This is a genomic window from Mediterraneibacter gnavus ATCC 29149 (assembly GCF_008121495.1).
Classification (GTDB): domain Bacteria; phylum Bacillota; class Clostridia; order Lachnospirales; family Lachnospiraceae; genus Mediterraneibacter; species Mediterraneibacter gnavus.
Map to the genome: position 1 here is coordinate 1,575,665 of NZ_CP043051.1, position 16,449 is coordinate 1,592,113.

Below are 16,449 nucleotides of genomic sequence, written 5' to 3' on the forward strand. Positions count from 1 at the left end.
AAGCGATTCGTTGACAGAGCATTTGAAAAAGGGCTGTTCAGAAGAAGATATCGTTTATCAAAGAAGAAGCGAGAAAAACTCAGAGACTTATGTTTGGATGGAAGTAAAAAGATTTGTGGATGAAAATGAGAAAACTGCTGTTATTACATTCCATAATGCAAAAGTTATTCCTAACACAATTGTAAATATGGAACGGGAATTAAGACAAAAAGCACAGGATGAGACAAAACAGTATTGGGAAATGGTTTCGCTTTTGGCTGCAGTGTTGAATCACAATAATCTTATAGAAACAGAACATCAGGATGATATCTGTTTTTATACAAAACAAGTGTATCTTCAACTACAGAAAAACTATCCGGAGTATGGGATTACAGAGGAAGAAATAGAAAATGTCTCTCATCTGTCTCCAATTCATGATATTGGAAAAATCCGTGTGCCGATAGAGATATTGAACAAAAACGGTAAATTAACAGCTGATGAGATGGGAATTGTAAAGCAGCATCCTCTTACAGGGGCAGAGATGACATTGCGGTTTCCACGAGGAGCTACGACAGAAAAACTTAATAAGTATAGCTATGAAATATGCAGATATCACCATGAAAGATATGATGGTTCTGGTTACCCAGATGGACTAAAAGGTGATGAAATACCACTTTGTGCTCAGGTAGTAGGCCTTGTGGATGCTTATGATGCATTGGTCAGTGTACGCCCCTATAAAAGAAAATTAAAGCATGAAGAAGCCATAAGAATGATTGCCAACGGTGAATGTGGTGTATTTTCAAAAAAACTATTGCAGTGCTTTATAGCAGCGGCAATGCAGAAGGAATGGATAAAAAAGGCAGATAGTTGAGAAAAGGAAAATATGTTTTTAGGAGGAATTTGTGTGAAGAGGAAAAAGAGATGGCTAAGATGGATAGCCTGGACACTTTTATTGGTTTTGTGCATGAATAGCGCAGGAACGACAGTTTTGGCAGTTTCAGTGGAAGAAGAGAATATTCCAAATATAAATAGTACTCAAGAGGGTGAAATGCGCACAGAAGATTTTATTCCGGAGGAAAGTACATCATTGTCGGAAGAGACGTCGAAAGAAGAAAATACTTCGCCATCAGAAGAGACTCCTGGAGAGAAAATCACCCCGCCATTAGAAGAGACTCCTGGAGAGAAAATCACCCCGCCATTAGAAGAGATTCCGGAGGAAGAAATTACTTCATCCCAGGGAGAGCTTTCAGAAGAAGAAAAAGCCTTCGAGGAGCAGATTGCACAAGAGGAATCACCGAAACTTCAGGAGATTTCCGAAGGATTTGATATTGATTTCTATGTCATTATTGATGGAAACAAGGTAAAGCTTCAGCATAATGACATTACCGGCATTGCAACATGGAAAGACGGAAGAACTACCTACTATGGTGTTTCCATTGAGGACCTGCTCCTGATATATGAAGAATTTGGATTTGTGAAAAATGGTGAGAATCAGAATCCGGATGCAAATAATAAGTTTGTATCTGCATACCGGGGAAAAAGCGGGATAGAATACGGAAAAGTTTATACAGACACAGAATCCGGAAAGACATATGTTTCTTACAATTATGGACAGAATAAACAAGGGGAAGCGATAGATGTTTACTACCTTCCAAATGGAAAAGGCCTTGCATTAAATTTAAAAGATTCTGTAAAAAAGGACAACTCGTTTTATTCCGTAGAGGTAAAGGGAGAAGGGCAGGATCGGATTCGTTATGCATTAACAGGAACTGTAGTGGAAGAAGCTGTGGCTGATTTTAATCCCCAATTGTCGGACCAGACAGACCAGATCGAATGGACCTGTATGGGAACAGATGATAAGGTGATAGATGGTATACGGGAATCAGGGAACCAGACGAGGTTCACAATCGGAAAGATCACACAGTCTTATGTGATCCAGAGAGCGGATCAGACAGCCTTTGACATTCAGTTTTATATATATGCAGACAATGAGGTTCGAAAGCTGCCGGCTGATTCTCTGAAAAAGGTGTATAAATGGAACCGTCAGGGCAGATGCTATTTATCTGTCAGTGATCTTGCTGAGATTTATAGAGAGTTCGGCTTGAATGCAGAGGAAACACAGTCCGGAAATTATTTTCCATATACAGTCCGTGGTGAGAAGACATTAGCACAGGCGACAGTGGTAACTTATAAAGGACAGCAATATGTATCTTATAACCTGGACAAGCAGGAAGCAACTGTACCAACAGACGTTTATTATATGCCAAAAGGAGCATCTGATGGCGAAAAAATTCCGGATAATAATTCAGACCAGATTAAGCAGAATAAGAACAGTTTCTATTCGGTTACAGTGATCAATCCGGATGGAAATCGAACTGTGAGTTACTATAAGAAAGATTCTGCGGTCACAATTTCCGTTGATCCTGGAGATACGAAGGAAAGCGACTGGCTTTGTGCCAGTGAGGATGAAAATAAAACAATTTCTCCGGTGAAACAGGGCGATAAACTAACCTTTTCTATTGGAAAGATAGAGCAACCCTATACGGTTGCATGCAACACTTTTGCACCAGCAACCTTGAACATTAAATTCTATACTTTTGTAAATAATGAGAGATATAATGTTCTAAACGAAGAAATTCCTGTTATAAAAGATACTACAACAAAGCCGGGAACAATTTATTATTATATTTCTAATGATGAGTTAAAAAAGCATTTTGAAAAATTTCATTACGATGGTTCTATTCAAAATGGAGCAAAAGAGCGTTTTTATTATTCCAAGAGAGATTACGATACAATCCATAATGCAGGGAAATACACGATAGAAGGTCATGAATGTATTTATATAGGAAAGTCCGGAGAGCCGATGGATGTGTATTACCTGCCAAATGGAGAAAAAATTGATACCATGAGTGCAAAGACCTTATTCGAACACGACGATGATAGATATAACGGTTTTTACAGTGTGACAGTACAGGATGAAGATGGACAGGTTTACAGCCAAACAGCTTTGCGTGATCTTCCGGCAATTGATTTTGTTGCAAGAAAGTCAACACTTACAAGAACAGTTAGTACAAAGCCGCGTGTAGAAGAACAAACGCAGGATATAAACTGGGAATGCAGAAAGGAAGATGGTACTCTTTCAGCAGTTACATGGAGCAAAAATAAAGCAGAGCATACCATGAGCTTTACTATTCAGCCAGATGATGCAGTACGTCCATATGTGATTGTTCCTGAGAATACAGAAAAACCGGCAGCAACAAAAGAAGCAAATATTAGTTTTTATGTATTTATCGATGGACATTATAAGCTGATAAAAAATATTAATGCTGAGCAGCATTACATAATCAAAGCAAACAGTGGCCGAGCCAGTCGTTATTATTTGCGAGCTACACCAGATGATACGATTTCTAAAATTTACAGTGAGTTTGGTTTCACTCCAAGCAAACTGGAGCCCGGCGCAGATCAGAAAGAGAAGATTCTGTTTGGTTATGCGACAGACAGCCGTGTATTTGTACAGCATCCATATAAGGACAATGATGGTACATGGTATATTCCTGTCCTGAAAAACGGGAAAGATGTATCTGTCTATTATTTCTCACAGCCAAATCCACTGAATCCTGACAGAATCGAAAATTATTTTGACCGCTTGACAGGACTTTCTTCTCAGGTTGGGCTGGCAGGAAGACATTTCAGTGTAGAGGGAAGTTTTCATCTGATTGAAGTGTTGGATCCACTGAACCTGACAAAAAGAGAGGCGATTAAGAGACAGTATGTAGGCCATGGGGAAGCATATACTGTGGAAGTACCAAAGAGGGCAAGTTTAGAAGGTGAGTATTATGGCAAGGAGATTGTCTGGAGTTGTACATCTAATGACAGGGACGAAAATGAGGTTCTTCCGGAACCGTCCGGAGATGATAAGGTAAAATTTGAAATTCCGAATGTTAACTCATCTTATGAGGTGATCGCAGACAAACCGCTGGAGTCTGGGGCAGTCAGGGTTATCTATAATACAACTCGTTATATGAAGAAACTTCCTAAGGAAGCTAAGTTGACCCCTCAGGTTGAGAATAAGACAAGACATACAGATGATTATGAGAATGAAATAGAAGCTGGAAAACATAACGTTAAGTCACCATATCCTCTGGTTTATGATCATGAAGATAATGACAGCAAAGAGTTGGAACAGTATGAATTCGATCATTGGGATTACAGAAACAAAGACGGAAAGTGGCAGGAATGCGGTGCAGGGGATTCTATTTCTGATCTTATAAATAATAATGCAAGACAGCCAATCACCCTCTATGCAGCGTGGCGTAAGGTGAGTAACCAAAATCGAAAACAGGTACAGTTTTATATCTGTAAGTCAGCGATGCCGGAAGATGGTTCGGTAGCATTACCAACCACGAATGTAGACGATTATACAAGTGCGGTTGCCGTGGCAAACTGTAATGTGAAGGCAAGTATATTGCATGATGTTCCAGTTCTTGGAAATAAGAATCCATCTACGTGGGAACAGTATGCGGATGGAAATAAGAGAGTGCAAGAACTTTTGCAGGGAACTAAACCAGATGAGGGATATATTGGAAATGGAGACTATATCTACAAGATAGATAGAATTCCTTCCGATGAAGAGGTATTCCAGACAATTCGTGAAAGCGGACGTATGATTCGTATCGGAGACAGGGAGATTCCGCCATCGAAATTAGATACCGAATTCTTCACCATTTATTGGTATTCTTTCAAAAGTGAAATGTCCGATGGGTGGCATATTGACGGACGTATTGTAGCAAAAAATGGTTACCTGACAGTAAAGAAAGATTTTGTCGGAATGCCGGAAGCAATAGAGGAAGTCAAGAAAGATTATTATATCCAGGTAGATATGGATGAAAAGCTTTTAGATGGAAAACCTCAGCCACCTGCATTTCATGAGCATATGAAACTTGTGCTTCCTTCAGAAGATAGCCAGAAACCGGATGCAGAAGCTCCGCAAGCGGAGGATGCTCCAATAGAAGTTGTAGGTACATGGACAGATGATACACATACAAGCTGTACGTGGATCGTTAAGGCGGACTCATTCTGGAAATACACATTAAAAGAGTACAACTATAAGCCAAAAGATTCGAATGTGAAATTTTCAGGTTGGTACAATGTTCGCAATTCTCATGAACAAGGAGATAATGTAAATTCATGGGAAGCATATCCAGAAAGTGGAATTCAATTCACAGGACGTGGAATTGGACGCGGTGGTGAAACTCTTACTATTGAATTGGAGAATCGTTATCAGAAAGAGGGAATACTCACACTGAACAAATTTGATGAGTCTACCGGACAGGGAATGGAGAAGATCAATTTTGCTGTCAGTAAGAACGGTGTTGAGGAGGAAACGGTAACAACTGATAAATACGGAATCGCACAACTTCACATTCCGTTACAAGATGAAAACAAACAGAACAGAACAGCAACTGAGACGTATTTGTTGCGAGAGACAAACTTACCGACGGGATATGTAGACACAGGAGATATACAGATCACAGTTGAGATTGCCAATGGAGCATTCAAAATCACTGATGCAAAACTGGTGGATAGGGAGGCTAACGAAAATCAGGAGGCTGTTAAGGCACCAGTTGATGGTAAGATAGACGGAAAATCTGTTCTGCTTCAGCGAGGAGATACCAGCCTTAATATCCGAAATTTTGCTAAAACAGGCACTCTGCATATCAAAAAGACATGGGAAAATCCAAATGATGCACTGACGGAAAAACAGGTGAAAATCAGATTGTATCAGAATGGAATTTCTACAGGACAGGAATTCCTGCTGAATGAAGAGAACGGATGGGAACACACAGTCGACAATGTTCCACTATTCCAGGACAGAAATCCGGTGGAATATAAGGTGGAAGAAATTGAGATAGGAAAGACACATTATTCTTTGGAATACGGGGATGGTTTCCTATATTATGAAGTTATTTATCCAGAGATTCAGTATTTCGATTCAAATGGACAACAAATATTCCCGAAGGATGAGAATGAGTTCAAGGATGTTTCCAAGATGGAACTGGAAGTGCAGAATCTGCATTTCAATCTTGCTGAACGAAGTTTCTTAAAGACGGATGATCTTCCAAGAAACCGACTTGCTGGTGCAGGTTTTCTGTTCTACAAAGTACCGTATGATGATGTTACGAAAAAATATGCGGATGATACAGGATATACAGTAGATTATGACAATACACAGAGCAAGGACGATATCGTTCTGAAAAAGGATGGAAAAACGTGTACGACGTATCGTTCCTTAGAAACAGATGAAAATGGAATGCTTCAATTACCGGAGGACTTTGAGAACGGACGATACTGGATGGTAGAATCTGTTACTCCAAACAAAAAGGACAAAGCAGATAAAACCAAAACACAGTATCAGGATAACTTTAATTTATATATGGTCGATGTAGAATCCGATATTTTATTCCTATATGAGAAATCACCGATGACAAATACCTGGAGAGCTGTTTCGGACAGACATATCGTCAATCATCCGCAAAAAGGCGGGGTGACGGTTGAGATTACAAAGGAAGTCACTGGTCCACTTGGAAACCGCAAGAAGCCATTTGATATGGAAATTCTCTATTGGGAAGATGGTCAAAAGCTGCGTAGCAAGACAATTAGAACTTCTTTGAAACATGGAGATAAAGTTACATTAAAAAATGTAGATATATCTTCGGATATCATAATAACAGAAACTGTTGATACATCAAAATACGCTGTTTCGATTTCTAAAAAAGAAGAGAATGATAAGTATTCAAATCCAGTGCAGGCAACATCGAATGGAAATACAGCTGTCATGAAACAGCGGATTGAGGCTGCACGAGGAGACGTGATTGAGTTAAAAATCACAAACGAAAACACACAATTAATACCGGAAACAGGGGTTCGTCTGAGAACAAGCAGGCATGTATGGTTACTATTTGCCATAAGTATTATCATGATTCTGTTTTTCAGAAGAAGACGGAAAATAAGATAAACACTGCTATGGAACAAAACTTGCAAAAATACATCAGACATTTTACATGTTTGTTGCATTGGAATAAAAAAATAATAAATTTTTGTATCGTCAGCCATGCTATGGCTGGCGATATTTTAGTTTGCGCGCCATGGGCGCGCTCTAATGGGTGAAAGTCCCGAACACGCCTAGGCGACAAGGAAGTGTATAGCTGAACAGCAAGGGTGTCTATCGTAAGGTAGAATCTGAAGGAAGCTGTAAGCAAACTCTTGGTCCGACGGACAGAAATCACATATGAGGCTAGACAGATGTACAATCCATCTGTCTGTTTGCCGTGCAAAAAAACAGATAACAAAATGAAAAAAGCAAAATACAAGTGAGATTTTACCTACTTGCATTCTGCTTTTTTTAATTTTTAAATTAACTTAATGACATTGGGCAACACACCTCTCTGTATCACCCACGACCCCAATCTCCATAGAAATATCTTAACTATTTTTATTTGATAAATACTCTTTCATCACAAGTGCAATGTCTTGTGCACAACACTTCCCGCTTGGATTTAATTCTGCACACTTGCAACTACAACAAGCTCCTGTCATTCTTTTTATATCTGCGAGTGTTTTGGCTCCCTTTTCCATAGCCTCAATAATCTCTCCTTTTGTAACCTGATCACAATAACATATCATCTTATTATTATCCATCATAAAATTCCTCCTAATCTACTCTTTCTAGCAACACAAACGAAGTCTATTTCACTGTACCTCTTTTTTCCGTATTAATCAACATCGGCTGGATCATAGCTGATAATGTAGTGGTGACTTTTGATATCTTCACGTTTCTTATTTTTGTGAAAATGAGCATTTGTCAGTTCACATTCCTTGTCAAAAGACATCGGATCACAGTTCAGACCATCCATATAAAACTCTTTTCGCAGGATGCTTCGACCGGATTCATCTACAATCTTTTTTCCGGTTTTTTCATCATGTTCAAACAGAAGGTAATTAATAGCAGCCGAGTAATTTGCATTTCTGCTTTTAATGTGTTTTACGATTGCCATTCATACCACCTGCCAGTTTCAGTACCTCTTTTCTCAACAGGAATAAGTCCGTGATGCACTGATGGATTTCATTTTCTATAGCACGAGACTGACTGCCACCACTGTTAAAATGCTTGGCGATCTGATTGAGATTCGATCCGATTTTTCCATATTCACTGACCAGTTTTCTGAGATCGTTCATGTCTGCAACAACTTCAATCTGATGATGGATTTGCTTTTCCAATAGAAGTTTCCTCAGATATTCTGATCGGCTAACAGATAAACAAGCAGCGCCTTGGTCTAATAAATCCAGTTCGACATCGGTAAGACGTAATCCTATAAAATGTCTGTGATTCAGTTCTTTATCTTTGTTTTCTGTTCTCATATTCCTCCTTTCGCTACGATTATTCCTCCCACTGGGAGTCCACGTATTTCAATATCGGCTGTCCCTTCCGATATTAGAAATAGTGCTGTGAACACCTTTAGGTGGAACCAACAGACAAGTGAAGCGTCTGTTATTGAGAGGGTATGGGGAGATCCCCATCAAGATAAATCCCATAGGATGACAGGATGCCAAATGGCAATACTGTTAAACATGGGTGGATCTTGCTCTAATCTACAAACCCTCTTACATATACAAAAGATGGAGGGGTAAAATACAGGGTGTGAGAGAAAGATTTTTAAATTAAAAAAATAAAAACGGATTATCCGTTGATAAAATATAGAAATGTGGATATAATTGAAGTAAAAGAAAAATAACCACGTAAAATCAGTTTTTAAATTGGAGGCGTTATATGAAATTATTGAGAGTTACCGCACAAGGCTTACCATTGTTTAAAGAGAAGCTGGATTTATCTTTTTATGCACAGCAAAGAGTTGCGGAAGAAGATAAAGTGAATTTGTATTCCTTGTTTTCAAATATATATTTAAATCCGGCAAACGCGTTTATAGGAATCAATGCCTCAGGAAAGACCTCTGTATTAAAGGTGCTTCTTCTTGCGTTGGGAATTATAAACAACGAACCAATCAATCACATGAATACGAAAGATATATTAGGAAATACAAAAAATGCTATTTTGAATGTGTATTTTTATTCGGAGACTACAAAAGAAATTTGCAGACTGGAAACGGTCATAACATCTAAGAATACGAAAGTAGAAGGAGTTGTGTACAGTATTGAATCAGAATCATTATGGTCAAAAAAAGCTGAAGAAGTAACAACTCGTAAAGCTATGCTGGATTTTGAGGAGAGAGAACCAGTCATTGTTCGAGATGAACAGGAAAGCTTTTTGTCAGATGATGTTAGTATTATGATCGCATATAATAAAAAAACTGGTGAACATATAAAAGTAGTCAGCATGTTACTTTTCACCAATGTGAATGTGTTACCATTTTCAGAAGGAATTCCGGCTGAGGTTATTTCCTATCTGGATCCAACAATTGAAAAATTAAATTTTGAAGAAAAAAATGAGAAGCCAATTATACATTTAAAATTTAAAGGAAAAGAAGAGATTGTATTGAACAATCCAATCGAATTAAATAATTATCTCTCGTCAGGAACCGTAAAAGGAATGATTACTTTCACTTTGGCACAAGAAGTTCTGAAAGATGGAGGCTACCTGATTGTTGATGAGATAGAGAATCATTTCAATAAAGAAATAGTAAGTACTCTGATTCGTTTCTTTATGGACGGAAAAATAAATAAAAATGGTGGTATGCTAATCTTTTCCACTCATTATCCGGAACTTTTGGATGAATACGACCGTAATGACAGTATTTTTATTACTAGAAATAGAGATGGGATTACAGCAGAGAATCTTTCCAATATTCTAAAAAGAAATGACATTAAGAAAAGCGATGCTTATCAGAGTGGATTTCTGGAAGGAACGACACCTACTTATGAAGCTTATATGCAGTTGAAGAAAAGTATAACTGCATCTCTGAAATAGGAGGTGCAATATGGAACTGGCAAAATATAAAGCGTGTATATGTGAAGGTGCTGCAGAAAATGCAATTATGGATATTCTTCTAGATGAAGAATTGCTTGTATTTTCGAGAGAAGAGATGCTGGAGGAGTCAGTAATTCGATGTAGGGACGGCAAAAAATTTGAACAGAAATATTTGAGAAAAGGATTTGCGGAAAAGATATCAGTAATCAGAATATTAGATTCAAGAAGAGAAAAATTTAAAATTGGTAAAGCATATGAACATAAAATAGATGTTATCAATGTGATTACTGCACCGGAAATAGAAATGTTGATTATCTTTGCTGAAAATCAGTATAAAGAATTCAAAAAATCAGGGAAAAAACCAAGTGATTTTTGTAAGGAAAATCTTAGAATGTCTGACGTAAAATCATATGATTACGTGTTTAATTATTTTTCTAATTCTGGGATTCTTGTGGAAGCAATAAAAGAGTATCATAGAACAGCTAAGATTCCAAAAGGTGAATATACGCTGCTCGATTTGTTAAAATAAAAAAATTGCATATCATAGGCTGTATTTTCACCCTCCTTCTTTTGTATATATGAAAGATATTTTTTTATGTACGAAGGAAGGAGGTTTTTTCATGCCTAAAGTCAGAAAAGAAATTCCAGAATTAGAAAAGCTGGTGCAGGTCGGAAGAAAGAAATTTGTCCGTTATGAGGAAGGGGCACAATTATATTCTATGGGGTTGCATACATTTCAGGAATTAGCGAAAGATGCGAAAGCAGTCTATCATGTGAAGAGAGTTGTTCTGGTCAATACAGAGATTGTGGATGAATATCTTGAAAATTTCAGAGATGAATTATAAAAAATAAAATGTAATACATGAGGAGCAAAACACGTTGACTTGTTGTCGGACATAAAGTATAATAGTGTTGTAAGGAAGGAGGAAATAGTATGGCAAAGATGGGAAGACCAAAGAGTGATGATCCCATGAATTATCGTTTCACCATCCGTTTCTCCAATGCTGAGCAGAAGCAATTGGAAGCTTATGCTGAAAAGTACGATCTTACAAAAGGGCAGGTGCTTAAGAAAGGATTGGAACTATTATACCGACAGGATAAGCACAGTTAAGATGCTCCTCACGATTAGTGAGGTGAGAGGATGGCAAAATCAAGAAAAGACAGCCGGGGGTATGTGTTGCGAACCGGTGAGAGTCAGAGAAAAGACGGTCGCTATTCTTATTCTTATACAGATTTAGATAAAAATAGACGAACTGTTTACGCAAAAACATTGGTTGAACTCAGAGCAAAAGAAAGAAAAATCATCCGCGACAAAGAAGATGGACTGAATCCGCAGCTGGCTGACAGGATGACGCTGAATGAACTGTATGATCGGTTTATCGAACAGAAATATGATTTGAAACCATCAACAAAAGTGAATTATCTCTATATGTATAATCACTTTGTCAGACCAACATTTGGAAAAAGACTGATTGGTAAGATCAAATATTCTGATGTGAAAAAATTCTATTATCGCATTATCCTGGATGAAGAAATGAAAGCAAATACGCTGGATAGTATACATACACAGTTGCATCCGGCATTCCAGATGGCTGTAAGGGATGGACTGCTCAGACAAAATCCGACAGACGGATTAATGGCAGAAATCAAAAAGAGCCATATCTGGGAAGATAATCCGAGACATGCGCTTACGATTCCACAGCAGAAAGCTTTTATGGATTACTTAAAAGCCCATCGGGAATATCAAGGATGGGTACCTATTATAACGGTCCTTCTTGGAACAGGAATGCGAATTGGTGAATGCATCGGTCTTCGATGGGATGACCTGGATTTTGAAAAGCGCATTGTCAGTGTGAATCATACTTTTATCTACAGACCTGATGAAAACAGAAAATCGGTCAAGCATATTTCTACACCAAAGACGATTTCAGGACGGAGAACCATTCCGATGATCGATGAAGTGTTCAATGCTTTTCTGGATGAGTATGAGATCCAAAAGTGCATTGGCTTTTCCTCAGAAGAGATTGATGGATATTCAAATTTCGTTTTTGTAACAGCAACCGGAACGGTATATTTACCAAATGCAGTTAATCGAGCGATTGAAAGGGCAAGAGTTGCATATAACAAAGATGAAATAGAAATAGCAGAGAAAGAGGATAGAGAACCACTCATTATTCCTCATTTTTCAGCTCATCATTTGAGGCACACATTCTGCACAAGACTGTGTGAGAATGAATCGAATTTGAAGGTGATCCAAAGTATCATGGGTCACTCAGATATTACAACAACCATGGATGTTTATGCGGAAGCGACACAGGAGAAAAAGCAGGAAATTGTTGCAAATCTCCAGGGAAAGATTATAATATAAGTAGAGAATTGTCTTGTTACTTGAAGAGACAATCTATATATCAAAACAATTTGTACAACACGAATGACACAGCCAACTTGTGGCTCTATGGACCTCAGTGGAAGACCAAAAAAATCGGTTTTTGGATGTGTACGGTGCCTGACGGAGCTCGGCGGACAAGGGTGGAAGGAATCGTTCAATTAATCCCGATAATGAAGTCCTTAGACAAATAAAGCCCGTAAAATCAAGGGTTTGCGGATCTGAACGTTTGTTTTGACATCAATTTGACATCAATTTTATTCATATTTAAGAACTGTTTCTAGAGTTTAGAGGCAGTTCTTTTTTTGCTCGTTGAAATGACAGAATCAGTGATTTATGAATAATGATTTTATATAGGAACTGAAAGAAAAGTGTGAAGGAAAGATACTTATTACTTAAAAAAACATCCGATTCATTGTAAATGTATTGAAATAGCAATGATATAACATTATAATAAAAGGAAAAGAAGTGGAGGTATTTAAGATGGCAAGTACAATTCAAATTAGGGTAGACGATGACTTGAAGAATAAATCTGATCAACTTTTTAAAGATCTTGGAACAGATACGACATCTGCAATAAGAATGTTTTTGACGCAGGCTGTTGCACATAACGGATTCCCATTTGAAATAAAAAGAACTGTGCATAATCCATATACATCTATGACAGAAGATGAGATGTTTCAAAGACTGGAACAATCTAGAGAATCTTCAAAAAATGGAAATTATCGAAATGCAGACGCTGTGATTTCAGATATGAGAGGAAAATATGCATTATAAAGTAGTTGTAACAGCAGAGGCAGAAGAAGATTTAAATCGGTTTATTCAATATCTGCTTTTTGCAAAGCAAAATAAACATGCAGCAAAAAATGTTCTTGATGATTTTGAGGAAACTGTTGAAAAACTAAAACATGCAGCGGGTAGTTTGAAACTATGTGATAATCCACGGTTAGAGAGCTTGGGTTATCACCGAATCAATTTTCAGAAGCACAGATATTTCATGCTGTATAGAATAGAAAATGGTGTAGTATTTGTGGATGACATTTTCCATGAGTTACAAGATTATGAAAATACAATGATATAAACTAAATACTAACATTGAAAAGATCATTTACCGTAAAACTGTAGATGATCTTTTTTTGTACAATTTTTGAAGGAGGTGATAAGTCTCGATGAAGTGATGACGTTTCTGAAGCCTTGAGCGGCTTTAGTGTAACTTTTTTGCAAAGTTCACGATAAAGCTCAGAGAAAGTTAATTCTGAGCCTTTTGACATAGAAATAAAATAATAAGACGAGCAGGGATTTTTATGCCCCACCTATTGATATACACTGTAACTATCAAAGAAGATTAAATCACAAAATTTAAAGAAACGGAGGATCTGGTGATGAAAGGATTTAATACTGGAATTGTTTATTGCATAGGAAAAAAGAAATGTGGTGAAAGGTATGAAAAACGGAAGATTAGGCTGTGGTGGCTTGATTGTGATAATCCTTCTGGTATTTGCTTTTTTAAATGATATTGCTTCTGATGTGGGAGAGTCTTTCCAGATCTTTTTCTGGATTGGAGTAATTATTGTCATTTGTGTAGTTGTGAAATTTTTTCATGATAATTGATGAAAAATCGAACGTGGTTTCGTGGTGTTTTTATACCGCATCTTATGAATTATATTGGAATCTAAGAAGAAACAAAATAAAATTTTTATTCAGGAGGAACGTAAAATGAGTAGAAAAGAAGGATACAGCAGAAAAGGATTATTTGGAGAAATCAAGCATTACGATGCAAATGGAAGAAAAGTGGGAGAAAGCAGACCTAACATCTTGGGTGGTTATAGTAATTATGATACGAATGGTCATAAAACAGGTGAGAGCAGACCCGGAATCTTTGGAGGAATGAATCATTATGATAACCATAATCGCAAAACAGGATCAACCAGACCTGGAATATTAAGCGGAGCAAATCATTATGATGAAAGGAAGTAATCAGAAGTTTAAGTTATACAGACTTGCTCAGATCATGCAGGAACAGACAGATGATGAGCATTATATCACTATGCCGGAAATCATGAAAGGACTGGAAAAATATGATGTAACAGAAAAGTGTGTATAATGACCTGAGAGATTTGAGCATTCTCGGTATTGATGTAGAGGGAGAGCCGGTCGGGAACCGGTATCATTATCATGTTGTAAATCGTGCGTTTGAACTTCCAGAATTAAAACTTTTGGTTGATGCCATCCAGTCTTCAAAATTTATTACAGAGAAAAAATCAAATGCACTGATTAGAAAGTTGGAAACTTTGGTCAGTAAATATGATGCACAGAAATTACAACGACAGGTATTTGTATCTGGAAGAATAAAAACAATGAATGAGAGTATTTATTATATTGTGGATGCGATTCATAATGCGATTTCTGAAAATAAAAAGATTAAGTTTCAGTATTATCAGTGGAATGTGAAAAAAGAAATGGAACTTCGCCATAATGGGGCATGGTATCATATCAGTCCATGGGGATTGTCCTGGGATGATGAGAACTATTATCTGGTCGGATATGACTCAGCAGCAGAAAAGATTAAGCATTACCGAGTGGATAAGATGCTGCATATCAAATTGTCAAAGGAAAGCAGAGAAGGAAAAGAGTATTTCAAAAAGTTAGATATGGCAGACTATGCGAAGAAAAGTTTTGGAATGTTCGGCGGAAAGGAGCAGACAGTAAAATTGATGGTGAAGAATAATCTGTCAGGTGTGATTATTGATCGATTTGGAAAAGATGTGATGATGATTCCGACGGATGATGAGCACTTTATAGTGAATGTAGATGTACATGTCAGCAGACAGTTCCTGGGATGGGTATTCTCGCTTGGAGAAGATATAAAGATTGTTGGGCCGGATGATGTGGTTAAGCAGATGCAGAAAGAAATTGAGAGATTGATTAAACAATATACTATAAATGAGCAAATTTGAAAAAATGAACAAAACTATCCTGCTGATTTCATGAATGCTTCAAAATCAGCACTGGATTTTGCACACTGAAACAGATACTGATCCTTTTCCTGTTGAATGGTACTGCGACTCAGTTGATATCCTTCTTGGAAAGACTGATATTTCCCAGTGCCTGTAACACAGATATAATGTGCCATTGTAGTTCTGTGTCAGGAACTGTTTTGCGCAAAGTTGGTGGTCTTTCCATGATAACCTGAGATAAAAATACTGATCAGGATGCTCATTTATAGTTTTGAAAATGAAATCCAAAGGAGCGATGGCTATGAAGAATAAATTAGAAAAAATCGGACAAAATAGTTTTATGGATAATTTTGTTAAAACCGATGACATCTTAAATGATATGTGTGGGATTATTGAGTCCTCACAAAAAGCTGCATATCAGGCTGTTAACATTGCACTTGTTCAAAGAAATTGGCTTTTAGGATACCGAATTGCAAGTGAAGAATTGCAGGGAAACGAAAGAGCTGAATATGGTACGGAGCTTATTAAAAAATTATCAAAAGAATTGACTCAAAATTATGGAAAGGGCTTTGATTATAGTTCATTGTATAAGTTTGTCCGTTTTTATAAAGAGTTTCCGGAGATTTTGGACTCAGTGAATCCAAAATCTTTGTCAATGTTATCTTGGACTCATTACCGTGTACTTTTGCAGGTTGAAGATAAAAAAGCTCGTGACTGGTATGAGAAAGAAGCCGCAGAACAAACTTGGAGTGTCCGCACATTACAGAGAAACATTTCTTCTCAGTATTATTATCGTATGCTCAAGACACAGAAAAAAGAGCTTGTAGAAAGTGAAATGAAGGAGCTGACAGCATCGTATCAAAATGATAAGTTGGAATTTATCAAAAATCCGGTAGTTGCAGAGTTCTTAGGGTTTTCTCAGAATACAGATTTTACAGAGAGTGACCTTGAGAAAAGCATTCTTTCTAATTTGCAGAAATTCTTGATGGAGCTTGGAAAGCATCTCGTGTTCCACAACAAACTTAATCATGTAATCATCAATCAATAGTTTGTGATTAAAAAACTGCATACTTTGAGGTACTTGTCAAGTGCTATTAAAAAATTTTAGTTACTGGTAGAAAACAAAAATTCAGACATAAGATCTG

14 protein-coding genes and 2 pseudogenes are annotated in these 16,449 nt (G+C 37.3%); 13 read left to right on the forward strand and 3 right to left on the reverse strand.

Features of this window, described 5'->3' with window-relative positions:
- Positions 1–10: 10 nt before the first annotated feature.
- Positions 11–850, forward strand: a complete 840-nt coding sequence (locus FXV78_RS07630) for an HD-GYP domain-containing protein (protein ID WP_242973157.1) — start codon at positions 11–13, stop codon at positions 848–850.
- A 177-nt stretch (positions 851–1,027) separates the two neighbouring features.
- Positions 1,028–6,994 carry a SpaA isopeptide-forming pilin-related protein gene (locus FXV78_RS07635; protein ID WP_233447364.1) on the forward strand — a complete coding sequence of 1,989 codons (5,967 nt, stop codon included), beginning with the start codon at positions 1,028–1,030 and terminating at the stop codon, positions 6,992–6,994.
- A 467-nt stretch (positions 6,995–7,461) separates the two neighbouring features.
- Here FXV78_RS07635 and FXV78_RS07640 read toward each other — a convergent pair whose 3' ends face one another.
- From FXV78_RS07640 to FXV78_RS07650, 3 genes and pseudogenes are all read right to left on the reverse strand, one after another.
- The gene (locus FXV78_RS07640) at positions 7,462–7,680 is read right to left on the reverse strand and encodes a (2Fe-2S)-binding protein (RefSeq protein WP_004843921.1); all 219 of its coding nucleotides are present in this window, start codon (positions 7,678–7,680) and stop codon (positions 7,462–7,464) included.
- Between the two features lie 80 nt (positions 7,681–7,760).
- Positions 7,761–8,033, reverse strand: a pseudogene (locus tag FXV78_RS07645) (relaxase/mobilization nuclease); the annotation flags it as partial.
- A complete protein-coding gene (locus FXV78_RS07650) occupies positions 8,011–8,397 on the reverse strand; it encodes a plasmid mobilization protein (RefSeq protein WP_004843919.1) in 387 nt (128 codons plus the stop codon). The pseudogene FXV78_RS07645 and the gene FXV78_RS07650, both read right to left, overlap by 23 nt.
- A 409-nt stretch (positions 8,398–8,806) precedes the next feature.
- On the opposite strand from FXV78_RS07650, the gene FXV78_RS07655 reads away from it, so the two are divergent.
- The 11 genes and pseudogenes from FXV78_RS07655 (at position 8,807) to FXV78_RS07695 (ending at position 16,352) form a co-directional block, all read left to right on the forward strand.
- Positions 8,807–9,961 (forward strand): AAA family ATPase, encoded by a 1,155-nt coding sequence (locus FXV78_RS07655; RefSeq protein WP_004843918.1) that lies wholly within the window; start codon positions 8,807–8,809, stop codon positions 9,959–9,961.
- Positions 9,962–9,971: 10 nt separating this feature from the next.
- On the forward strand, positions 9,972–10,490 hold the full coding sequence (locus FXV78_RS07660) for a hypothetical protein (RefSeq protein WP_004843917.1): 519 nt from the start codon (positions 9,972–9,974) through the stop codon (positions 10,488–10,490).
- Between the two features lie 91 nt (positions 10,491–10,581).
- A complete protein-coding gene (locus FXV78_RS07665) occupies positions 10,582–10,806 on the forward strand; it encodes a DUF6462 family protein (protein ID WP_009245419.1) in 225 nt (74 codons plus the stop codon).
- A gap of 89 nt (positions 10,807–10,895) precedes the next feature.
- Positions 10,896–11,072, forward strand: coding sequence for a hypothetical protein (locus tag FXV78_RS17850; protein ID WP_004843915.1), 177 nt, complete (start codon positions 10,896–10,898; stop codon positions 11,070–11,072).
- 30 nt (positions 11,073–11,102) lie between these two features.
- Positions 11,103–12,329 (forward strand): tyrosine-type recombinase/integrase, encoded by a 1,227-nt coding sequence (locus tag FXV78_RS07670; RefSeq protein ID WP_004843914.1) that lies wholly within the window; start codon positions 11,103–11,105, stop codon positions 12,327–12,329.
- A 501-nt stretch (positions 12,330–12,830) separates the two neighbouring features.
- Positions 12,831–13,124, forward strand: coding sequence for a type II toxin-antitoxin system RelB/DinJ family antitoxin (locus FXV78_RS07675; protein ID WP_009245418.1), 294 nt, complete (start codon positions 12,831–12,833; stop codon positions 13,122–13,124).
- A complete protein-coding gene (locus FXV78_RS07680) occupies positions 13,114–13,428 on the forward strand; it encodes a type II toxin-antitoxin system RelE/ParE family toxin (RefSeq protein ID WP_004843912.1) in 315 nt (104 codons plus the stop codon). Before FXV78_RS07675 ends, FXV78_RS07680 begins: the two co-directional genes overlap by 11 nt.
- Positions 13,429–13,790: 362 nt before the next feature.
- On the forward strand, positions 13,791–13,958 hold the full coding sequence (locus FXV78_RS17855) for a hypothetical protein (RefSeq protein WP_004843911.1): 168 nt from the start codon (positions 13,791–13,793) through the stop codon (positions 13,956–13,958).
- Positions 13,959–14,063: 105 nt separating this feature from the next.
- A complete protein-coding gene (locus tag FXV78_RS07685; protein ID WP_050785342.1) occupies positions 14,064–14,324 on the forward strand; it encodes a hypothetical protein in 261 nt (86 codons plus the stop codon).
- Positions 14,308–15,304, forward strand: a pseudogene (locus FXV78_RS07690) (helix-turn-helix transcriptional regulator). The gene FXV78_RS07685 and the pseudogene FXV78_RS07690 overlap by 17 nt, the downstream one beginning before the upstream one ends.
- 301 nt (positions 15,305–15,605) lie before the next feature.
- The gene (locus tag FXV78_RS07695; protein WP_050785341.1) at positions 15,606–16,352 is read left to right on the forward strand and encodes a PDDEXK nuclease domain-containing protein; all 747 of its coding nucleotides are present in this window, start codon (positions 15,606–15,608) and stop codon (positions 16,350–16,352) included.
- Positions 16,353–16,449 lie beyond the last annotated feature (97 nt).